This window comes from Pseudomonas entomophila L48 (genome assembly GCF_000026105.1).
Lineage (GTDB): Bacteria > Pseudomonadota > Gammaproteobacteria > Pseudomonadales > Pseudomonadaceae > Aquipseudomonas > Aquipseudomonas entomophila.
The window spans coordinates 2,498,799-2,521,278 of record NC_008027.1 but is presented as its reverse complement, the minus strand read 5'-3'; the positions used below and the strand labels follow the sequence as shown (position 1 = coordinate 2,521,278).

Here is a 22,480-nt window from a genome sequence, read left to right as displayed (position 1 = left end):
CACCTATACTCGCCTATTACCAAGGATCCTGAATCCCCGTAAGGTGCGCGCTGCCTACAGCTGACCCGCGAACCTCTATTCGACCAGATTCAGGAAACGGGTCCACATCAACAGGAGTTACCCATGACATCCGTGCTGTTGGTCGATGACCATCACATTGTCCGGCTAGCCGTGCGCATGCTGCTCAAAGGCGAGCGGTTCGAGGTGGTCGGGGAGACAGGAAAAGGCAAGGACGCTGCGCGCCTTGCCGCGGAAACCAAGGCCGAGGTGGTGATTCTCGACATCGGCCTGCCCGACCTCGACGGCATGGAAGTGATCAAGCGCCTGAAGCTGCTCGAACCCCCGCCACGCATCATGGTCCTGACCGGCCAGCCCGCCGACTTGTATGTACGCCGCTGCATGGATGCCGGCATCAGCGCCTTCGTCAACAAGGACGAGGACCTCGACGCCCTGATCTTCGCCCTCAAGGCACTGGTCAAGGGCTACTCGACCTTCCCGCAGATGGCGGTCAACAGCAACACCCTGGACAGCGAGAACGAGCGCCTGGGCAGCCTGTCCAACCGCGAAATGGAAGTGCTGCGCCGGCTCTGCGCCGGGCAGAGCAACAAATTGATCGGCGAGCAGATGAACCTCAGCGCCAAGACCATCAGCACCTACCGCGGCCGGATCCTGGAGAAACTCAAGGCCGAGTCATTGGTGGAAATGGTCGACTTGGCCAAACGCAACCACGTGGTCTGAGCGATGATCAGGCGCACCGTGCTGTGCCTGTTGCTGGCCGCGCTGTTACCGCTCCCTGCCTCGGCACAGCCCTCCGGTGAGAGCCGCCACCTGCTGGCGCGCGCGCTGAGCGCCGCGCCACCACTGGCCCTCGACACGCCCGACCGCCAGTGGCTCGATACGCGCAAGCGCCTGGTGCTCGGCAGTTCGCGCCCCGACTACCCCCCCTTCGACATCAACACCAGCCAGGCCGACTACGAAGGCCTCAGCGCCGACTACGCCGGCCTGATCGCCGAACAATTGGGTATTCCCATCGAGATCCGCCGCTATGCCAATCGCGCGCAGGCCATCGCCGCTCTGCGGCGCGGCGAGGTCGACTTGCTGGGCACCTCCAATGCCTTCGAGGCCAACGATGCCGAGCTCGCCCTCAGCCAGCCCTATGCCGACGACCTGGCGGTGATCGTGTCGCGCCAGCGCGGCACACTGGGCGAGGACCATGCCCTGGCCGGGCGCAAGCTGGCCATGGTCGACCATTACCTGCCCCTGCAGGCCGTGCAGCAACTGTATCCCCGGGCTCAGGTCACGCTCTATCGCTCCACCCTGGCCGGTATCGCCGCGGTGGCGCAGGGCCAGGCCGATGCCTACCTGGGTGATGCCATCAGCAGCGACTACATGATCGGCAAAGGCTTCCAGGGCATGGTCAAGGTCGACCACTTCGTCAAAGCCCCCGTCAGCACCTTCGCCTTTGCCCTCGCGCGCGACAACACGCGCTTGCTGCGCCTGGTGGACACGGCCCTGAACCGTGTCGCCGACAGTGAGCGCCTGAACATCCTGCGACGCTGGACCAGCGGCAGCACCAGCCTGTTGCTCGACCGCCGGCTGGACGCGCTCACCACCGAGGAGCGCGGCTGGATCGCCACCCACCCGACCATTCGGGTGATGATCAACACGACCCTGGCCCCCTTGAGTTTCACCGACAGCCAGCAGCAGCCTCGCGGCATCGCCCTCGACCTGCTGGAACGGATCAGCTTGCGCACCGGCTTGAACTTCCAGGTCGTCGAGTCGGACTCGTTCGAGGACATGGTCGAGGCCACCACCCAGGGCAAGGTCGACATGATCGGCGCCATCGGCTACGGCAACCACCGCGCCGAACGCCTTCGCTATACCCGCCCCTACATGATCAGCCCACGCGTCCTGGTGATGCGCCAGGACGCCGCGCCGCTGCCTGCGACGCAACCCTTGCGCGGCCAGCGCGTAGCCCTGTTGCGAGGCTCTCCGCTGACCGAACAAGTGCTGCGTGACGCGCCCGGCATGCGGGTGTACGAAGCGGAGAACCCACTGCAACTGATGGAAGCGGTGGCCAACGGCGACGCCGATGTGGCGCTAAGTTCGCAAATCAATGCGGTCTACTTCATCAACCAGGTGTTCAAGGGCCGTCTGCGGGTCGCCGGGCTGCAAGGCGATGAACCCGCACTCGCCGCCTTTGCCGTGAACCCTGCCCTCCCCCAACTGCAGGGCATTCTCGACAAGGCCCTGCTGAGCATCCCGCCCGACGAGCAGGAACAACTGGTCAACCGTTGGCGCACCAACGCCGTGGTCAGCGACAGCCCCTGGCGCAACTACCGCACACTGGCGCTCCAGGTGCTGGTGCTGGCTGCTGTACTGCTGGCGGGCGTGGTGTTCTGGAACACCTACCTGCGCAAGCTTATCCACCAGCGCACCGACGCCGAGCGCGCCCTGCAGCAGCAGCTTGCGCTCAGCCGCGGACTGCTCGAACAGTTGCGCCAGGCTAAGAACGACGCCGAACAGGCCAGCCAGGCGAAAAGTACCTTCCTGGCGGTGATGAGCCACGAAATCCGCACCCCGATGAACGCGGTGATCGGCCTGCTGGAATTGGCCCTGGAAGACAGCCGTCGAGGCCGCAGCGATACCCAGGCGCTGGAAACCGCCCATGGGTCGGCGATCGGCCTGCTCGACCTGATCGGCGATGTGCTCGATATTTCGCGTATCGAATCCGGGCACATGACCTTGCAAGCGGTGGCCACCGACTTGACCGGCCTGGTCAAGGCCACCGTGCGGGTATTCGAGGGCAACGCACGGATCAAGGGTATTCAGCTTCGCTCGGCACTGCCTGACAGGCCCTGCTGGGTTACCGTCGACCCCCTGCGCTTCAAGCAGGTGCTGTCGAACCTGTTGAGCAATGCGATCAAATTCACCGACCAGGGTCAGATCGATGTCACGCTGACAGCGGATGCCTCCAGCAAGCATGGCCTGCTGGTGGCGTTGCAGGTGAAGGATACCGGCAAGGGTATCAGTGCCAGCGACCAGACCCGGTTGTTCAGCGCCTTCTCCCAGGTGGGGGACCAACAGAACCGCCAGGGTGCCGGCCTGGGGCTGGTGATCAGCCGCAACCTGTGCGCATTGATGGGGGGCGAGCTTAGCCTGCAGAGTATCGAGGGGCTGGGCACCCAGGTCGATGTCCACCTCAGCCTGGCAGCGGCCGACGCCCCGCCCATCGAGTCACCGGCAGTAACCGTGTCCACGTCCGACAACGGTCCGCTGCATGTTCTGGTAGTGGACGACTATCCTGCCAACCTGCTGCTGCTCGACAAACAGTTGCGTTCGCTCGGCCACCGTGTCGCGCTGGCCGACCAAGGCGAGACGGCGCTGACGCTATGGCAGGCGAACCGCTTCGATGTGGTGGTCACCGACTGCAGCATGCCCGTGATGGATGGCCATGAGCTGACACGCCGGATTCGTGGGCTGGAACGTGAAAGCATGCTGCCCGCTTGCCATATCATCGGCGTCACGGCCAATGCCCAGGCCGAGGAGCGTCAACGCTGCCTGGAAAGCGGCATGGACGAATGCCTGTTCAAACCCATCGGCCTGCAGGCACTCAAGGCGGCCCTGGCGCACGTCAGCACCCTTGCGCCCACGCAGTCCCACGTCCAGGCTCGCGCCAGCGGATTCGACCTTCAGCAATTGCGCCACCTGACCCAGGACGATGCGCAACTGACCCGCAGCCTGCTCCAGCAACTGGCCCAGAGCAACGGCGAAGACCTGCAGGCACTGCTTGCCCTGGGGGCTGCCCCTGAACCGGCGACCCTGACGCCACTGGTGCACCGGATCAAGGGTGGCGCCAGGATGCTCAAGGTCAGGACCGTGGTTCAGGACTGTGAAGCGCTCGAGCAAGCCATTGCCCAGCAACAGCCCCTCGACCCGGCGCTCGAACGGCTGCGCGACAGCCTGCAAAACCTGGAGCGCGAACTGCGTCAAGGCCTCAGTGCAATTGCAGGGTCGAGCTGATCTGGCTGATGGCATCCACCACGTGACGCGAGCCCTGCTGGATCTCCATGATCACCGTACCGGCTTCATTGGCCAGCTCCACGCCCCGTCCGGTGCGGGTCAGGCTCGACTGCATGCTGGCCACCGCCGTCAGTGACAGGTCGTGGTTCTGCCGCACCACGTCGACGATTTCCAGGGTCGCCTTGCTGGTGCGCGCCGCCAGGCTGCGCACTTCGTCCGCCACCACCGCGAAACCACGCCCATGGTCACCGGCCCGCGCCGCCTCAATGGCCGCGTTGAGCGCCAGCAGGTTGGTCTGGTCGGCGATGCCACGGATGGTCAGGACGATCTGCCCGATTACCTCGGACTGCTTGCTCACCGCATCGATGCTGCGCGCGGCCTCGTTGAGCTCGGCGGAAATCTGCTCGATCACCGCCACCGTCTGCTGCACCACCTGGGTGCCCTTGCGCGCGCAGGCATCGGTCTGCACGGAGCTGGCGTGGGCGGCGTCGGCGGCGGTTTGCTGGGTGCTAACCTGGTTGGTGATGTCGCTGGCGAACTTCACCACTTTGTACAGCCGGCCCTTGTTGTCGAAGATCGGGTTGTAGGAGGCCTCCAGGTAGACCGTCTGGCCCTGTTTGTTGACCCGCTCGAAGCGGTGCGAGTGATACTCACCGCGATTGAGCGAGGCCCAGAAGTCGCGGTACTGGGCCGACTCGCGCTCATGGGGCAGGCAGAACAGTCCGTGATGGCGCCCCACCACCTCCTCCAGGCGATAGCCCATGGTGTCGAGGAAATTCTGGTTGGCCTTGATCACCCGCCCGGCCGGGGTGAACTCGACCACCGCCATGGAACGGCCGATGGCCTTGAGCAGGCTTTCGCTCTCGTGTTCCTCGATTACATGGCGAGTGATGTCGGAGGCCACCTTGATCACGCTGGTGACTTGCTGGCGCTCATCGAGCACCGGCATGTAGCTGGCTTCCAGCCACACCTCGTGTCCGGCCTTGTCCAGGCGCTCGAAGGTGCCGCTGATGGCCTTGCCCTGGCCCAGTTCGCGCCATAGTTGCTGGTATTCGGCGCTCTTGGCGTAGGTGGGGTCACAGAACAACCGGTGGTGCTTGCCGCGGATCTCGTCGGCGCTGTAGCCCATCGTCTGGCAGAAATGGTCGTTGGCCTCGAGGATGGTGCCGTCGGGGGCAAACTCGATCATGGCCATGGAACGGCTGATTGCAGCGAGCTTTGCTTCCATGCCGGCCAGGGCCTGGCGGGCGCGTTGGATCTCGACCAGATCGGACTTGCGATGGTACTCGAACATGGGCCAGGACTCCTTGTGTCCACGGGATGTTCCTGAGCATAGATCGGCGTTTTAGCCGTGCAAGCGAACTGCTATCACTTTGGGATTAAGCATTTGTGGCCGTTTATCCGATGGGGCGGTTTGAAGATCGCTTTGTAGGAGCGGCTTTAGCCGCGATGCGGACAACGCGGTGCCTGGCACCCGCTTCGCGGGTGATCGCGGCTGAAGCCGCTCCTACAAAGATCGTGCCAAATCGTTGCCATCACCGATCTGCCTCAAGAACTCTCCCGCACCACCAGCTCGAAGCCCATGTCCTGCTGTTCGACCCCTACCCGCTTGCCGTCGAGCAAAGCCAGCAGGGCTTGCGCGGCACCCCGTCCCACCGCGGCCCGTGGGGTACGAATCGAGGTCAGCGGCGGCACCATGTAGGCCGAGGCCGGCAGGTCGTTGAAGCCGACCATCGCTACCTGTCGAGGCACTTCGATACCTTCGCGCAAAGCCTGCAGCACTGCCCCCTGGGCCAGGTCGTCGTTACAGAAGAAGATGCCGTCCACGTCCGGTGCCCGCGCCAGCAATTGACTGAACAGGGCCCCGCCCAACCCGATCGATGACGGCAGCGGGTCAAGCACTTCAAGCTCCGGCGCCTGCAAGCCGGCATCGGCCAAGGCCTGGCGGAAACCCTCGGCCCGCTGCATCACCCGCGGGTCGAGCTGGGCGGCAATGAACGCCAGACGGCGCCTCCCGCGCTCGATCAAGTGTCGCGCGGCGGCGCGCCCGGCTTCGAACTGGGAGAAGCCCACCGACAGCGCGCCCTGCCCACCACCCAACTCCATCATGTGCACGCAAGGCACGCCACTGGCGGCCAGCATCTGCCGCGACGCCTCGCTGCGGTCGAAGCCGGTGAGCAACATGCCGCAAGGCTGATAGGCGAGGTAGTTGCGGATCAGGTTCTCTTCCTCGGCAATATCGTAGTGATAATTGCCGATCAGCACTTCCAGCCCACGCGGGCGCATCACCTCGTGAATGGCCTCGAGGGTGTCGATGAACAACTGGTTGGACAGCGACGGAATCAATACCACCACCGACTGGCTGCGCGCCGAGGCCAAGGCCCGTGCCGCAGGGTTGGCGACATAACCCAGGCTGGCCGCCGCGACCTTGACCTTCTCCACCAGTTCAGGCGCGACCGTGCTGACGCCACGCAGGGCGCGGGAGGCGGTGATGGGGGAAACCCCGGAAAGCCTGGCGACTTCCGCCAGGGTGGGACGACCAGTAGTGCGCGAGCCAATGCGAGACATGAGTGTTGTAATTTTACTACTTGCAGGAATGGGGAACGGTCACTAAGGTAGCGCTGTCTCAGGACGCAGGCAATGCAATCTTGGTAGCAGCCGTGTGCGATGCGTCCATACTGCCTAGGACAAGATCAATAACACCCGGGAGGGTGGCGCTGGCGGGCTTGACCCGTCATCACCAAGACAGCGCTATCTCACCCAGCAGGAGGTACAGATGAACCCTTCCCTGTCCGCACTTGTGGTCATGGGCGTGGCTGGTTGCGGCAAGAGCTCGATCGGTGCCGCCATTACCGTACGCAGCGGTGGCCGCCTGATCGAAGGCGATGCCTTCCACCCCGCCGAGAACATCCGCAAGATGAGTGCCGGCATCCCCCTGGACGACAATGACCGTGCAGGCTGGCTGGTACGCCTGGGCGAAGAACTGCAGGCCGCCATCGCAGCCGGCGAGCGCCCCGTGCTGACCTGCTCCGCGCTCAAGCGCCGCTACCGCGACACCCTGCGCGCCGCCGTACCGGCGCTGGGCTTCGTGTTCCTCGAACTCACCCCCCAGGAAGCGGAGAAACGCGTGCTCGCCCGCCCCGGCCATTTCATGCCCGCCAGCCTGATCGAAAGCCAGTTCGCCGCCTTGGAAGCCCCGCATGGGGAACCGCTGACCCTGGCCCTGGATGCCACCCGCCCGGTCGCGGCCCTGGCCGAGTCCGTGGATGCCTGGCTAAAGCCTTGCGGTGAGCGGCCCCTGGCGCGAACCGCCTGACCCGGTGGTTTTCCGGCTCACCAAAGACAGCGCTGTCTTAACGATTGATCCCAGCTGACGCTGCACACCAAAACAACAACGACAACACCGAGGCTTACGAACCATGTTCGGACTGGCTACTGATACCTACCTGCTGCTCGACGCGATGGTCACCATCGTCGGGCTGATCCTGCTGATCACCCATTTCAAGGTCCACCCCTTCGTCGCCCTCACCCTGGCCGCGGGCTTTCTCGGCCTGACCTCCGGCATGCCGGTGGCCAAGGTGATGAAGTCGTTCCAGGACGGCTTCGGCGGCGTGCTCGGCTTCGTCGGCATCGTCCTGGCCCTGGGCACCATGCTCGGCAAGCTGATGGCCGACTCCGGCGGTGCCGACCAGATCGCCCAGACCCTGATCCGCGCCTTCGGCAAACAGAAAGTGCACTGGGCCATGATGTTCGCCGCGTTCCTGGTGGGCATCCCGCTGTTCTTCGAGATCGGCTTCGTGCTGCTGATCCCGCTGGTGTTCATCGTCGCCCGCCGTTCCGGTGTGTCGCTGGTGAAGATCGGTATCCCCCTGCTGGCCGGCCTGTCCGTGGTGCACGGGCTGGTGCCGCCACACCCGGGCCCGCTGCTGGCCATCGGCATCTTCCACGCCGACATCGGCAAGACCATCTTCTATGGACTGCTGGTGGCGCTGCCCACCGCAGTCATCGCTGGTCCGCTGTTTGGTAATTTCATCTCGCGCTACATCCCTGGCAACCCCTCGCAGGAGCTGATGGACCAGATCGCCCGCGAGTCGAACCAGAACAACCTGCCCAGCTTCAGCGTGACCCTGCTTACCGTGCTGCTGCCGGTGGCGCTGATGCTGCTCAAGACCTTCGCCGACGTGGTGCTGCCGGCCGAACATATCGTCCGCCAGTGGATGGACCTGATCGGCCACCCGATCACCGCCCTGCTCGCCGCCCTGCTGCTGGCCTTCTACACCTTCGGTTCGGCCCGCGGCTTCAACCGCCAGCAGATCATGAAGATGCTCGACCAGAGCCTGGCCCCCACTGCTGCGATCGTGCTGATCGTCGGTGCCGGTGGTGGGTTCAAGCAGATGCTGGTGGACACCGGCGTGGGCAACGTGATCGGGCAGATGGCAGTGCAGGCAGAGATCTCGCCGATCCTGCTGGCCTGGTTGGTGGCGGCGGTGATCCGTATCGCCACCGGTTCCGCCACCGTGGCCACCATCACCGGCGCCGGCATCGTCGCCCCGGTGATCGACCTGGTCCCCGGCGTGAACCGCGAGCTGCTGGTGTTGGCCACCGGCGCCGGCTCGCTGATCCTGTCCCACGTCAACGACGCCGGGTTCTGGCTGGTCAAGCAGTACTTCAACATGACCGTGGCCGAAACCTTCAAGACCTGGAGCATGATGGAGACCATCCTCTCGGTGGTCGGCATCATCTTCATCATGCTGCTGTCGATGGTGGTCTGACCGTCCATCGGGGTGATCGCACCTTGTCGACATGGATGTGGCCCAAACGAGACCGAGGCCCTGCGCTGGCAGGGCCTTTTTCTTGCCGTTGCACAGGAGCCCGCCCCGATGAAACCTTACTTCCTGCTGGCCGCCCTGCTCGCTTCCCCGCTGGCCCTGGCGGTCGGTACCGGTACCACCTACCCGGACGACCCCCACAGCCCGGCGCCGCAGCCCGGTGTCGACAGCACCCTCAACCCCGTTGAAAAACCCATGCCACGGGATACCGACCCACGGATCCAGGGCAGTGACCCGGACAGCCCGGCGGCGCGGCAGAACGATGAGCGTGACTTGCCGGGAATGGGTGACAGCGGTTCGGAGGGGATGGGGCGCGAGGGGGCTGGCGGCAAGCCTTGAAGGCCTGGTTCGCCGGCAAGCCGGCTCCTACAGGTCGTCGTAGGAGCCGGCTTGCCGGCGAACCGGGCCGCAAGTCTTCACCACTGGCGCTTGTCCGGCCGTGACAGCCCCAGCTTCTCGATCTTGTAGCGCAGCATGTCACGCGACAACCCCAGCAGGCGCGCCGACTTGGTGACATTCCAGTCGGTACGATCGAGGGTCCGACAGACCATGTCCCGCTCCATGTCCGGCAGGCTGCCGGTCGCTTCCGGTTCATGCCGCGGGATGTCGAATACGGGTATCGATGCCGGCTGGGCCTGCGGCTCATCCACCAAGGTCAGGCACAGGTTCAGCTGGTGCGCGCCGATCACCTCGTTGGGCGCCAGCAACACGGTCTGTTCGAGCATGTTGCGCAGCTCGCGCACATTGCCCGGCCAGCTGTAACCCAGCATCAAGGCCTCCGCCTCGGCGGAAAAACGCAGGCCCGGCTTGCCATAGCGCCGGCCATGGTGGGCGAGGAAATGCCGGGCCAGGCGCAGGATATCCTGGCCCCGGGCATACAGCCGCGGCACTTTCAGGGCGATGATGCGCAGGCGGAAGAACAGGTCGCGGCGAAACTTGCCCTGCTGCACCATCTGCTCCAGGTTGCAGTTGGTCGCGCTGATCACCCGCAAGTCGACCTTGCGCTCTTTCACCGCGCCGATACGGCGGATGGTGCGATCCTCCAGCAGCTTGAGCAGCTTGGCCTGGAGCACCAGGTCCATCTCGCCGATCTCGTCGAGGAACAAGGTACCGCCGTCCGCCGCCTCCACCAGCCCAACGCGGCGCTCCTTGGCATCGGTGAACGCGCCCTTCTCATGGCCGAACAGCTCCGCCTCGAGCAGGTTGGCCGGGATCGAAGCGCAATTGAACTCGATGAACGGCCCCTTGGCGCGGCTGCCATCGAAATGCAGGGCCCGCGCCACCAGCTCCTTGCCTGTCCCGGTCTCGCCCTCCACCAGCACCGGCGGCAGGTCGTCGCTGGCCATGCGCCGCTCGGCGTCGAGCAACTGGCGCAAGGTGTGCTTGAGGTCGAGCATGGCCGGCGACTCGCCGATCAGCGCCTGCAGGCCGGACTTCTGTGCCTCGCGCTCCTGGTAGAACGACAGCGTGCGCTCCATGCGTTCCGTGGCCAGGGCCTTGTCCAGCATCAACTTGAGCTCGGCCAGCACCACCGGCTTGGTGAGGTAGTGGAACGCCCCCTCCTTCATCGCCTGCACCGCGTCCTCGACGTTGCCGTAGCCGGTCATCATGATCACCTTGAGCTCCGGCGCCTGGGCGACCAAGGTGCGCAGCAGGTCGTGCCCGCTCATGCCGGGCAACGAGTTGTCGGTGAGCACCGCGTCGGGCCGGGCGCGCTGGATCTGCTCCAGGGCAAGCTCGGCACTGGAACACACCGTGACCTCGAAGCCCTTGAGGCTCAGGTAGGTGCGAATGTTGTCGGCGAGGATGTCGTCATCCTCGACCACCAGGATGCTGTGGTCCATGGTCCCCTCCCGCTGCAATGTTGAAAGTCAGGCTGACGCGGGTTCCTTCCTCGATGCGGCTGCTCAGTTCGACCGAGCCGCCAAAGCGTTCCATGATGCGTTTGACCAGGGCCAGGCCCACACCCAGGCCGCCCTGCTTGGTGGTGAAGAACGGCTTGAACACCATGCGCCGCTGCTGTTCGGTCATGCCTTGGCCGGTGTCGCTGAGCACCAGTTGCGCCTGCCCGCTTTCCAGCACCTGGACCTCGGCGCCCAGTTGCCCGCCGCTAGGCATGGCCTCGAGGGCATTGGCGAACAGGCTGTTGAGGATCTGGGTCAGTTGCAACGGCTGGCTGGCGACCCACTGTTCGGCAGGCCCCTGCAGCCTGAACCGCACGGCATTGCGCTCGATCTGCGGGGCAAAGGCCTGGCGTGTGTCTTCAAGGGCGGCCATCAGGTCCACCGCCTCCGGCTCGTCGCTGACCGGGCGCAGCGACACCAGCAGGTCGCGGACCCAGCGCGACATGCGGTCGACCTGGGTGATGATATCGGTGATGTTGCGCTGCGCCTGCGGGCTGGCGATATCCTGGGCGAGCTCGGCGCTGGAACGGATGTTGGCCAGCGGGTTGCGCAGGCTGTGGGCCACCGCCGAGGACATTTCGCCCAGGGCGGCATAGGTTTCGCTGGCCACCAGGCGGTCCTGCTGGTGGTGCAGCATGCTGGCGGCGCGGCGCACGATCCAGAACAGCCCGAAGTAGATCAAAGCGCCGCCCACCAAGGTAGACGCCCAGATCAGTACATAGCCACGCTGGATGCGCCGCACCAGGTCCTGGGGCTCCTTGTAGATCTCGACCATCGCCAGTACCCGCTCGCCCTGGCTGTCGAACAGCGGGATGTAGTTCTCGATGAACAGGTGCCGGGGTTCACGCTGGAATTTCTGCTCCTCGCGGTCCTCATCGGCCTTGTGATAGCTGGCCGAAACTGCCTTGCGCGAGCCGAAGGCGCGCTCTAAGTCGTCGTCCTCGTCGATGTGCTTGCCAATCAACTGCGGGTTGGTCGACCAGACCACGGTGCGATCACGGGCATAGACATTGGCCAGCAGCGTGTCGGGCAGGTGCTCCACATGGTCGAGGAACTCCACCCGGGTCGATTCCGCCAGCGGGGCACCGAACTGCAGATGTTGCTGGTCCAGCCGGGGGTCGATCAGCTCGCCCATGGTGGTGCCTGGCGGCAGCTGAGAGTGACGGACCTCGGCCTGGGCCATGGCCTGGATGAACTGGGCGGTCAGCATCGCGTCACGCTCAACACTGTCGCGCACCACGAAGCGGGTAGACACATAGCCCAGGCCACCGGCCACCGATGCGATGATCAGCAGGCTGACCAGCGAGAACCAGCGCAGCAGGTTGAATTCGTGCAACGGTACGGTTTCCCCTGCTGAGGGGCCACGGGTGCTGACCGGGGTTTCGTTCTCCAGCGTCTGCATCGCTTCGTTCCCGCCTGGATGCCTGTTCGAGGCCACCCGCGCTAATGAGGTGGCAGTGGCGACCCCTGACGGCAGCGCCGCTTGGGGTCACGGATACGGTGCAGCAAAAAATTAGCCAAAAATAATTTTTCGATGCAAAACAGGTATTTATCTGATCTTTTTGATTCTTTTTATAGAAAAACCCCCACATTTGGGGAGTTGTTTCCATTAAATTAATTCTTTAAAAATCATAAAGTTATGATGCAAATCGCATAACTCACATCACCCAGAAGCCAACCTGAAACTCAGCGACACCCGAGTACCGGAACCGGGATAGCTGCTCAAACGCACCGAACCACCGAAACGTTCCATGATCCGCTTGACCAACATCAGCCCCACCCCCAGGCCGCCCTGCTTGGTGGAAAAGAACGGTCGAAAGGCCATGCGCTGCTGCTGTTCGCTCATCCCCTTGCCGGTATCGCAAAGGCGCAAGGTCAGGGTGCGTCGGTCCCGCCGAATCACCTCGACACGCAGCTCGCCCCCCTGGCCCATCGACTCCAGGGCATTGGCAATGAGGCTGTTGAAGATCTGCGCAAGCAGCGTCGGCTGCCCCAATACGCGCACGCCAGGCAGTTCCGGCAAGTGCACCTGTACCTGCCCCCTGCTCAGAGGCGCGGCGAACGCCTGGAAGCTTTCCTGCAACACGTGCCCCAGGTCCACCGGTACCGCTTCGTCATTGAGCGGTCGCAGCGACTGCAGCAGCTCCCGCACCCACTGCGACATACGGTCGACCTGGCTGATGATATCGTTGACGTGCCGCTGCGCCGGCCCCCCGTCGAAGGCCTGGGCCAGTTCGGCGCTGGAACGGATGCTCGCCAGCGGGTTGCGCAGGCTGTGGGCCACCGCCGACGACACCTCGCCCAATGCCACGAACGTTTCATTGCCGATCAGCCGCTTCTGCTGCCCCGCCATGATCCGCGCGGCCCTGCGCATGATGCCGTACAGCCCGACGTAGACCATGCCGGCCCCCACGGTGATGGCCAGCCAGATCAGTATCAGGCCATGCTCGATGCGCACGATCAGGTCGTGGGGCTCCTTGTAGATCTCCACCATGGCCGTGACCTGCTCACCGTCGGCGTCGAACAGTGGGATGTAGTTCTCGATGAACAGTTTCTCTGGCGGCGTGATGAACTTCTGCTCGCTGCGCACCTGGTCGAAGTCGTGATAGCTGGCCGACACGCGCATCTTGTACTCGAAGGCCTGGTCGAGGTCGTCGTCGGCCTGGATCAGCTTGCCGATCAGCGCCGGGTTGCTCGACCAGATCACCGTGCGGTCGGGCGAGTAAATATTGGCCAGGAGCATGTCCGGCAGATGGGCGATATGGTCGAGGAACTCGCCCCTGGCCTTGCGCCGGGCCTCGGGGTCGACATCCGGCAATGTCTGGTCGAGGCGTGGGTCGAGCAGTTCGCCCATGGTGCGCACATTGGGGATCGACACGTGACGCACTTCGGCGTCGGCGATGGAGGTGATGAACTGGGCCGTGAGCAGCGCGTCGCGCTCGACGCTCTCGTCGATGATGAAGCGGCTGGAGATCAACCCCAGCCCAACGGCCACCGAAACGATGAACGCCAGGCTGACCCAGGCGTACCAACGCAACAGGTCGAACGGCCGCCGCGTCGCGCTGGCCTCGGCGGCGGGCATCAGTGTGTCGGGACGGGGGGCGAGGTCCATGGCGGGCTCCGCGGCTGGGCACCATCTACAGGTTATAGCCCAGAGTTGGGGAAACCTGGGGGAAGCCCGTCGCCTCGCCCCGTCGAGTTCAGTGAAAATCGCGGCTGCGCACCTCCAGCCCCTGCAGCAACGGGCTGAGATCCTCCAGCCGGCGGGCAATCAGGTGGCGCACGCCACTTTCCTGCTCCAGCCGCCCGCTGACCTTGAGCAACCGTGCCCCCACCAGCACCCGCCGCTGGCGCTCGGCCAGGTCGCGCCAGACCACCACGTTGACCATGCCGTGCTCATCCTCGAGGGTGACGAAGGTCACGCCGCTGGCCGTCTGCGGCCGTTGCCGCCCGACCACCAGCCCGGCCACGGCGATGTTGTCGCCATCCTCGACACCCGCCAGTTCCCCGGCGCTGCGACAGCCCAGTGCCCGCAGGCGCGAGCGCAACAGGCTCAACGGATGGGGGCCGAGGGTGGTGCCCAGGGTGTCGTAGTCGGCGTGCAGGTCCTGTGTCACGGTGGGCGCCGGCAAGGCCACCACCGGCTCCGGGGCCGGCTCGACCTGGGCGAACAGCGGCAGTTGCGCCTGCACCGCCGCCACCTGCCAGCGCGCCTGGTGGCGGTTGCCGGCCAGCGCCCGCAGCGCCCCGGCATCGGCCAGGCGCCCACGGGCGCGGCTGTCGAGCCCGGCGCGCAGGCACAGGTCCTCGACGTCCCGCCAAGGCCGCTGCGCCCGCGCCTGCTCCAGGCGCCGGCTATCCGTCTCGCTGAAACCCCGTACCTGGCGCAAGCCCAGGCGGATGGCCAGTTCGCCCTCGCCCACCGGCTCCAGGGTGCAGTCCCAGGCACTGTGCAACACATCCACCGGACGCACCTCGATGCCCTGCCGACGCGCCTCCTGCAACAGCTGGTCGGGGCTGTAGAAGCCCATGGGCCAGCTGTTGACCAGCGCGCAGGTGAAGATCGCCGGCTGGTGGCATTTCAGCCAACTGCTGGCATAGCACAACAGGGCGAAGCTGGCGGCATGGGACTCGGGGAAGCCGTAGCTGCCGAAGCCCTTGATCTGCTCGAAGATGCGTTCGGCAAACGCCAGCTCGTAACCGTTGCGCAGCATGCCCGAGACCAGCCGTTGACGATGCGGCTCAAGGCCGCCATGGCGTTTCCAGGCGGCCATGCTGCGGCGCAACTGGTCGGCCTCGCCGGGGGTGTAGTCGGCGGCGACCATGGCCAGCTCCATCACCTGCTCCTGGAACAACGGCACGCCCAGGGTGCGCTGGAACACCTCCCTGAGCTTTTCCGATGGGTAGGTCACCGGCTCCTGCCTGAGGCGACGACGCAGATACGGGTGGACCATGTCGCCCTGGATCGGCCCCGGGCGCACGATCGCCACCTCAATCACCAGGTCATAGAAGTTCTCCGGGCGCAACCTGGGCAACATGGCCATCTGCGCCCGCGATTCGATCTGGAACACGCCCATGGTCTCGGCGCGGCCGATCATCGCATAGGTGGCCGGGTCGTCCGGCGGGATGCTGGCGAGGGTGAGCTCGATCCCCCGGTGCCGGTACAGCAAGTCGAAGCAGCGGCGCAGGGCGCTGAGCATGCCGAGGGCGAGCACATCGACCTTGAGCAGGCCGACCATGTCCAGGTCGTCCTTGTCCCACTGGATCACCGTGCGCGCCTCCATCGTCGCGTTCTCCACCGGCACTAACTGGTCGAGGGGCTGCTCGCTGATGACGAAGCCACCGGGGTGCTGCGACAGGTGCCGGGGGAAACCGATCAGCTCGCCGGCCAGCACCAGGATGCGCCGCAGCGATGGGCTCTGCGCGTCGAAACCGGCCTCGGCCAGGCGCTGATCGTCGGGGATGCGGTCGCTCCAGCGCCCACAGCACTTGGCCAGGGCGTCCACCTGGTCGGCCGACAACCCCAGCGCCCGCGCCACGTCGCGCACCGCGCCGGCGGCGTGGTAGCTGCTGACCACGGCGGTGAGCGCGGCGCGGTGCCGGCCATAGCGGCTGAATACGTACTGGATCACTTCTTCGCGGCGGTCGTGCTCGAAGTCCACGTCGATGTCCGGCGGTTCGTTGCGCTCGCGGGACAGGAAGCGCTCGAACAGCAGGCGGTGCACCATGGGGTCGAGCTCGGTGATGCCCAGCACGAAGCACACCACCGAGTTGGCCGCCGACCCCCGCCCCTGGCACAGGATGCGTTGGCGGCGGGCGAACGCGACGATGTCGTGGACGGTGAGGAAGTAGCTTTCGTAGCCCAGCTCCTCGATCAGCGCCAGCTCCTTGTCCAGCACCGCGCGCACCTTGTCGCTCGGGCCGGCGGGCCAGCGCCCGGGCAGGCCCTGCTCGCACAGCGCCCTTAACCAACTGGCGGGGCTGTGACCTTCCGGCACCAATTCACGAGGGTACCGGTACTTCAGTTGCGAGAGCTCGAAGGTGCACTGCCGGGCGATATTCAGCGTCTCGTCCAGCAGTGGCGCGGGATACAGCTCCCGTAGCTGGTCGAGCGGGCGCAGGTGGCGCTCGCCGTTGGCGAACAGCAGGCCGCCCGCCTCGGCCACGCTGCAGTGGGCACGGATGGCAGTCATGCAATCCTGCAGGGCGCGGCGGCCACGGGCATGCATGTGCACGTCGCCGCAGGCCACCAGCGGCACGCCGAGGCGCAGGCCCTGCGCACGCAGCCACGCCAGCCGGGCCTGGTCGTCGGCACCACGGTGCAGGTGCGCCGCCAGCCACAGGCGCTCGCCGAACAACGCGCGCAACCATGGGCCGGACTCCGACGGTTCGTCAGGGCCCGCAACCCATAGTGCCAGCAGGCCCTGGTGATGGGCCTCGAGGTCCTCGCCGAGCAACTGGTAGCTGCCCTTGCGTGCCCGGCGCCGGGCGCGGGTGATCAGGGCGCAGAGGTTCTGGTAGCCGTGCAGATCCTGCACCAGCAGCACCAGCTTGGGCCCCTGATGCACCTGCACCTCGCTGCCGATGATCAGCCGCAACTCATGCGCCTTGGCGGCCTGCCAGGCCCGGACGATGCCAGCCAGCGTGCACTCGTCGGTGATCGCCAGGGCCTGGTAGCCCTGCTCACGCGCTCGTCGGAACAGTTCGTCGGCGCTGGAGGCGCCGCGCTGGAAACTGAAGTTCGACAGGCAGTGCAGCTCGGCATAGCCCGGCGTGCTCATGCGAACCACCCCTGCAACCACAGCGGCCCGGGCTGGGCCAGGTCACGGTAGGCCCAGCCACGCAGGCCGTCGCGGGTCTCGATGCGGTAGTAGTCGCGGCGTACGTCACCGCCGTCCCACCAGCCGGACTCGATGCGCTCGGCATGGCCGAGCAGGCGCAGGCCGGCTTCAGGCAAGGCCCGTGGCGCCGGCAACAACCAGCCAGGGCGGCTGCCCGGGGCGATGATCATACGGCCCACGCCCTCCTGCCACGTTCCTTGCCAGGCACATTCCGGGCGATGATCGGCTTCGACGCGCAGGCCCTTCACTGCCTCGTCGCCCAGGCGCGCCCGCAACCGCTCGCGCAACAGCTCCCAGGGTTGGGCCTGCTGGGCACGCGGGTCGAACAGGGCCCGGTGCTGGGGCACGAAGACAGGCAGGTCCGCAGCGACCAGGCGCAGGTTGCGCACAGGGGCCGGGAGGCGCAGCGGTTCCAGCCGCCCCCGGGCCAGTTCGAAAAGCATCGCCGCGTCGCGCTCGGCGGCCAGCAGGCCGACCTTGAGCTGCGTGTCCGGGCCTTCGGCATGCTCCAGGTGCAGCTCGAAACGCTGCACACCGCAATCCCGACCGGCCAGGAACGCGGCCAGGTCGGTGACCAGGCGGCGCAGGGGGAACAGCAGCGCCTGGTGTGACTCGACATCGAAGTTCAGCTCCAGCCGCGCCTCGAAACGGTCGGGCGGCTGATAGAAGTCCAGACCCAACGTACGCAGACCGAGCAACTGATCCAAGTGCACCTGAACCTGGGCACTGAAGCGCCTGGCCAGCGCCTCGCGCGGCAGCGCGAGCACCTCCCCCAACCGGCGCAGGCCCATGCGCGCCAGCGTGGTGCTGGCCTCCGCCGGCAAGCCGGCGCGGTCGATGGGCAGGTTCGCCACTGCGGCACGGGTTTCATCGGGGCCGGCCACGGCCAGACCATCGTGAGCGTTGGCGAGCATGCGCGCGGCCACCGGATTGCTGGCCAGCACGATGCGCTGGCGCAGCCCCAAGGCGGCCAGTTCCTGGCGCAACTGCGCCTCGAACAACGGCCAAGGCCCGAACAGTTGCAAGCTCGAGCCCACTTCCAGCAACAGTGCGCGAGGATAATGCAGGCTGACCTGGGCACTGAACCGGTAGGCCCAGGCGGCCAGCAACTGCTGCACCTGCTCGATACGCGCCGGATCGACTTCGACGCAGGTGAAGCCGTCGGCCAGGGCGCGGGCGGCGGTCAGGCTCTGCCCGGCACGCAGGCCCAGCTGGCTGGCGGCCGGGTTGACCGCCCGCAGCACGCGACGCTGGGCTGGCCCGTCGATCAAGACCAGCGGTGTGTCGGGGTCGTCACGCTCGCGCAGGACGGTGTCCAGCGCCAGCTGTGGCAGCAGGATGCAGGCCCAGAGCATGATGCATCAGCCCCGCCCTGGGCAGGCGATGGGCATGGCGGGTGGCAGGCCGCCACGGCACTTGAGCACCCGCCACTGCGCCGGGCGGGTGTCGATGGCGATGCGCAGGGCCGCGGGCGACGGGTTGAGCGCGGCCTGTTGCGTGCGGCAGGCAAACGCCAGGGCCTCGCCGGTTTCCGCCGCCACCTGCAGGCGCCGCAGCGCACGATCGTCGGCACGCGCCGGCCAGCACAGCACGGCCGCGCAACTGCCCGAGCGCAGGCACTGCTCGGCTGCCCACAGGGCGTCGCCCGCCGTGGCGTCGACCTGGGCCAGCCAGCGCAGGTCCACCCCCGCCGCCTGCCAGGCCGGCGCGAAGGGGATGAACGGTGGCGCCACCAGCACCACCCGCTCGCCCGCGCCGGTCAAGCGCGCCAGTGTCGGCCAGAGCAACTGCAGCTCGCCGCAGCCTGGGCTGGCCAGCAACAGCTCGCTCAGCGCCGCCGCCGGCCAACCGCCATCAGGCAGCCGCTCGTCCAACGCCACATGCCCGGTGGGTTGCAGGCCGAGCGGGCGTGCCTGCGCTTGCCGGCCACGCCAGACCTGGCGCTGGTCGAGCAGGCGGTCGAGCCCGACCACCGCGCCCATCAGTCGCGCCTCAGCAAGCCGCAGAACACGCCTTCGATGAAGAAGTCGCGTTCCGGGCCCACGTCGATGGGCTGGTAGTGCGGGTTGCGCGGCAGCAGGCGGTAGCCCTCGCGGGTACGCTGCAGGCGCTTGATGGTGACCTCGCCGTCGAGCCGGGCGACCACGATCTGCCCGTCACGGGCATCGCCCTGCTGACGGATGCCGACCAGGTCGCCGTCGAAGATGCCGTCGTCGACCATCGAGTCGCCGCGCACCTTGAGCAGGTAGTCGGGGGTACGCCGGAACAGGCTGGGGTCGAGCAGCAATTGCTCGTGGATGTCGAGGTCGGGACCGATGGGGGCGCCGGCGGCCACCTGGCCCAGCACCGGCAGCTCGAGAATTTCGGGGCGGCGCAGCGGTTCGGCCAGGCGGATGCCCCGTGCCTGGTTGGGCGTGACGTCGATATAGCCGGCCTGGCACAGGGCGGTGATGTGCTTGCGCGCCACGCTGCGCGAGGCGAAACCGAAGCGCTCGGCGATGTCGGCCAGCGAGGGGGGCTGGGCCTGGTCGGTGATGCGCTCGCGGATGAAATCGAGAATGGCGCGGCGTTTGGGGGTCAGATTGTCCATGGAGTACATTTGTACTCTTTTTGCGAAGAACTGGCCAGTTCCTTTCCAGGTGTCCGACGGGAGGATTGCGGCGTTCTTGAGGCCGAGCGCCGCCCGCGCGGCGCATCGCGGATGAATCCGCTCCTACAGGTTTGTTTCGGGCCAGTTATGCCGTTGCAACTGAGGTAGGAGCGGATTCATCCGCGATGCGCCACATGGGCGGTGCTCGATCTCACAGGCGCTGCAACGCACCTGCCGAATACCTTGAGAGCGCCGCGCCTAAAAAGACATCCCTGATCCTCAGTGATACGCATCCCCCGCCCGCACCTTGCCGCGGAACACGTGGTAGCTCCAGAAGGTGTACCCCAGGATGATCGGGATGATGAACAGCGCCCCGATCAGCGCGAACAGCTGGCTGGTCAGCGGCGCGGCCGCCTGCCACAGGGTGATGCCCGGTGGCACGATGTTCGGCCAGAGACTGATCGCCAGGCCCAGGTAACCGAGGAACACCAGCCCTACCACCGCCATGAACGGCAGGTGCGAGTGGCGCTTGCGCAGAGTCTTCTGGATCACCACCACGGCCACCACGGCCAGCGCCGCGATCAGCGCCGAGCGCAGCCAGTGGCTGGCGCCGAACCAGCGCTGGGCGATGTCGTCATGCAACCAGGCGGTCCAGGCGCAGATCACCACGATCACCAGCGCCAGCAGGTAGGTCAGCGGGCGGCTGTAGTGGCGCATGCGTGACTCGAGCATGCCGTCGGTCTTGATCAGCAGCCAGGTGCTGCCCAGCAGCGCGTAGGTCAACAGCAAGCCGACGCCGCAGAACAACGGGAACGGCGCCAGCCAGTCCCAGCCGGAGCCGGCGAACTGGCGGTCCACCACCGGGATGCCGCCGATGTAGGTGCCGATGGCCACGCCCTGGAAGAAGGTCGCCAGCACCGAACCGCCGACGAACGCCTTGTCCCACAGGTGGCGCTTGCGTGGATGAGCCTTGAAGCGGAACTCGAAGGCCACGCCGCGGAAGATCAGCCCGGCCAGCACCAGCACCAGCGGCAGGTACAGGGCCTCGAGAATCACCGAGTAGGCCAGCGGGAAGGCGCCGTACAGCGCCGCCGCCCCCAGCACCGCCCAGGTCTCGTTGCCGTCCCAGACCGGTGCCACGGTGTTCATCATCACGTCGCGATCACTGGAGTCCTCGATCAACGGGAAGAGAATCCCCAACCCCAGGTCGAAGCCGTCCATGATCACGTACATCATCAGGCCGAAGGCGATGATCACGCCCCAGATGACCGACAGGTCGATACCTTGAATTGCCATTTGCCTGCTCCTTCTCAGTCGGCGACGGACAGCGGGCGACGCGCGCTGGCCAGCGATTGCGGTTGCTCGGGGGTTGGCGGCGCCTGGTGCGCGGTCGGCCCCTTGCGCACCAGGCGCATCATGTAGCCGATGCCCACGGTGAACACCAGGCAGTAGATGACCACGAAGGCCGCCAGGGTGATGCTCATCTGCATGGCGCTATGGTTGGACGCCGCCTGGGTGGTACGCAGCATGCCGTAGACCACCCAGGGCTGGCGGCCTACTTCGGTGGTGAACCAACCGGCCAGCAGTGCGATCAACCCCGACGGCCCCATCAGCAGGGCGAACCAGAGGAAGGCACGATTGCGGTACAGCGCGCCGTTGCGACGCAGCACCAGGGCCAGCAGCGCGCAGGCCAGCATCAGCATGCCCAGCCCGGCCATGACCCGAAAGCTCCAGAAGATGATCGTCGAGTTGGGGCGGTCTTCCCTGGCGAAGCTCTTGAGCGCCGGGATCTGCTTGTCCAGGCTGTGGGTCAGGATCAGGCTGCCCAGGTAAGGCACTTCGAGGCTGTAGCGGGTGGTTTCGCCGGCCATGTCCGGCAGGCCGAACAACACCAGCGGCGAGGCTTCGCCCGGTTTGTTCTCCCAGTGCCCTTCGATGGCGGCGATCTTCGCCGGCTGGTGCTCCAGGGTGTTCAGGCCGTGGGCGTCACCGACCACCACCTGCACGGGCGTTGCGACCAGCACCATCCACATGGCCATCGACAGCATCTTGCGCACTTGCGGGGTGTCGCGCCCGCGCAGCAAGTGCCAGGCGGCCGAGGCGCCGACGAACAACGCGGTGGAGAGGAACGCGGCCAGCGCCATGTGCGCCAGGCGATAGGGGAACGACGGGTTGAAGACGATCTTGAACCAGTCCAGCGGCACCACGCGGCCATCGACGATCTCGATGCCCTGCGGGGTCTGCATCCAGCTGTTGGACGAAAGGATCCAGAACATCGAGATCAGCGTGCCGATCGCCACCATGATCGTGGCGAAGAAATGCAGCTTGCGCCCCACCCTGCCCCAACCGAACAGCATCACCCCGAGGAAGCCCGCCTCGAGGAAGAACGCGGTGAGCACCTCGTAGGTGAGCAAGGGGCCGGTCACGCTGCCGGCGAAGTCGGAGAACCGCGCCCAGTTGGTGCCGAACTCGTAGGCCATCACCAGGCCCGAGACCACGCCCATGCCGAAGTTGACGGCGAAGAGCTTCGACCAGAATTTGTACAGGTCCTTGTAGACCGCGTTGCCGGTTTTCAGCCAACAGCCCTCGAGCACGGCCAGGAAACTGGCCAGGCCGATGGTGATGGCCGGGAAAATGATGTGGAATGAGACCGTGAAGGCGAACTGCAGCCGCGCCAGGTCCAGCGCACTCAGAGTCGACATGACAATATCCTTGTGGACAGGCAGGTCCTGCCGGGCGACGGCCAACAGCGCGCCGCACGCCCGAGGGCCCGCAGTCGATGAATGAAGGAAG

General features: G+C 66.0%; 15 protein-coding genes and 2 pseudogenes. 5 read left to right on the top strand and 12 right to left on the bottom strand.

The features are described from left to right. Nucleotides 1-123: 123 nt before the first annotated feature. The gene (locus tag PSEEN_RS11275; protein WP_011533632.1) at nucleotides 124-738 is read left to right on the top strand and encodes a response regulator transcription factor; all 615 of its coding nucleotides are present in this window, start codon (nucleotides 124-126) and stop codon (nucleotides 736-738) included. Nucleotides 739-744: 6 nt separating this feature from the next. Then, entirely contained in the window at nucleotides 745-4,023 is a 3,279-nt protein-coding gene (locus tag PSEEN_RS11270; RefSeq protein WP_044488740.1) for a transporter substrate-binding domain-containing protein, read from the top strand. On the opposite strand, the pseudogene PSEEN_RS27290 reads toward PSEEN_RS11270, so the two are convergent. The 3 genes and pseudogenes from PSEEN_RS27290 to gntR form a co-directional block, all read right to left on the bottom strand. After that, nucleotides 3,998-4,432 (bottom strand): annotated as a pseudogene (locus PSEEN_RS27290) (methyl-accepting chemotaxis protein); the annotation flags it as partial. The gene PSEEN_RS11270 and the pseudogene PSEEN_RS27290 sit on opposite strands and share 26 nt — an antisense overlap. 102 nt (nucleotides 4,433-4,534) lie before the next feature. Further along, nucleotides 4,535-5,251 (bottom strand): annotated as a pseudogene (locus PSEEN_RS27285) (PAS domain-containing protein); the annotation flags it as partial. A gap of 320 nt (nucleotides 5,252-5,571) precedes the next feature. Then, nucleotides 5,572-6,591 (bottom strand): HTH-type transcriptional regulator GntR, encoded by a 1,020-nt coding sequence (gene gntR / locus PSEEN_RS11260; RefSeq protein WP_011533629.1) that lies wholly within the window; start codon nucleotides 6,589-6,591, stop codon nucleotides 5,572-5,574. Nucleotides 6,592-6,799: 208 nt separating this feature from the next. On the opposite strand from gntR, the gene PSEEN_RS11255 reads away from it, so the two are divergent. From PSEEN_RS11255 to PSEEN_RS11245, 3 genes are all read left to right on the top strand, one after another. Then, the gene (locus tag PSEEN_RS11255; RefSeq protein ID WP_011533628.1) at nucleotides 6,800-7,339 is read left to right on the top strand and encodes a gluconokinase; all 540 of its coding nucleotides are present in this window, start codon (nucleotides 6,800-6,802) and stop codon (nucleotides 7,337-7,339) included. Between the two features lie 103 nt (nucleotides 7,340-7,442). Then, nucleotides 7,443-8,795 (top strand): GntP family permease, encoded by a 1,353-nt coding sequence (locus PSEEN_RS11250; protein WP_011533627.1) that lies wholly within the window; start codon nucleotides 7,443-7,445, stop codon nucleotides 8,793-8,795. Between the two features lie 108 nt (nucleotides 8,796-8,903). Next, nucleotides 8,904-9,191: a hypothetical protein gene (locus tag PSEEN_RS11245; protein ID WP_011533626.1), complete on the top strand. Its 288-nt coding sequence runs from the start codon at nucleotides 8,904-8,906 to the stop codon at nucleotides 9,189-9,191. Nucleotides 9,192-9,268: 77 nt separating this feature from the next. Here PSEEN_RS11245 and PSEEN_RS11240 read toward each other — a convergent pair whose 3' ends face one another. The 9 genes from PSEEN_RS11240 to PSEEN_RS11200 form a co-directional block, all read right to left on the bottom strand. Continuing rightward, nucleotides 9,269-10,696 (bottom strand): sigma-54-dependent transcriptional regulator, encoded by a 1,428-nt coding sequence (locus PSEEN_RS11240; protein ID WP_011533625.1) that lies wholly within the window; start codon nucleotides 10,694-10,696, stop codon nucleotides 9,269-9,271. Continuing rightward, nucleotides 10,665-12,158, bottom strand: a complete 1,494-nt coding sequence (locus PSEEN_RS11235) for a sensor histidine kinase (RefSeq protein WP_011533624.1) — start codon at nucleotides 12,156-12,158, stop codon at nucleotides 10,665-10,667. Before PSEEN_RS11235 ends, PSEEN_RS11240 begins: the two co-directional genes overlap by 32 nt. 261 nt (nucleotides 12,159-12,419) lie before the next feature. Further along, entirely contained in the window at nucleotides 12,420-13,868 is a 1,449-nt protein-coding gene (locus PSEEN_RS11230; protein WP_011533623.1) for a sensor histidine kinase, read from the bottom strand. Between the two features lie 88 nt (nucleotides 13,869-13,956). Next, nucleotides 13,957-17,037, bottom strand: a complete 3,081-nt coding sequence (locus PSEEN_RS11225) for an error-prone DNA polymerase (RefSeq protein ID WP_011533622.1) — start codon at nucleotides 17,035-17,037, stop codon at nucleotides 13,957-13,959. Beyond that, complete coding sequence (locus PSEEN_RS11220; protein ID WP_011533621.1) at nucleotides 17,034-18,452, bottom strand: Y-family DNA polymerase; 1,419 nt, start codon at nucleotides 18,450-18,452, stop codon at nucleotides 17,034-17,036. Before PSEEN_RS11220 ends, PSEEN_RS11225 begins: the two co-directional genes overlap by 4 nt. Before the next feature lie 6 nt (nucleotides 18,453-18,458). Further along, nucleotides 18,459-19,079, bottom strand: a complete 621-nt coding sequence (gene imuA / locus PSEEN_RS11215) for a translesion DNA synthesis-associated protein ImuA (RefSeq protein WP_011533620.1) — start codon at nucleotides 19,077-19,079, stop codon at nucleotides 18,459-18,461. Continuing rightward, nucleotides 19,079-19,687, bottom strand: a complete 609-nt coding sequence (lexA, locus tag PSEEN_RS11210; protein ID WP_011533619.1) for a transcriptional repressor LexA — start codon at nucleotides 19,685-19,687, stop codon at nucleotides 19,079-19,081. The genes imuA and lexA overlap by 1 nt, the downstream gene beginning before the upstream one ends. A 279-nt stretch (nucleotides 19,688-19,966) precedes the next feature. Continuing rightward, nucleotides 19,967-20,983 (bottom strand): cytochrome d ubiquinol oxidase subunit II, encoded by a 1,017-nt coding sequence (cydB, locus tag PSEEN_RS11205; protein WP_011533618.1) that lies wholly within the window; start codon nucleotides 20,981-20,983, stop codon nucleotides 19,967-19,969. 14 nt (nucleotides 20,984-20,997) lie between these two features. Beyond that, nucleotides 20,998-22,389: a cytochrome ubiquinol oxidase subunit I gene (locus PSEEN_RS11200; protein ID WP_011533617.1), complete on the bottom strand. Its 1,392-nt coding sequence runs from the start codon at nucleotides 22,387-22,389 to the stop codon at nucleotides 20,998-21,000. Nucleotides 22,390-22,480: the final 91 nt, after the last annotated feature.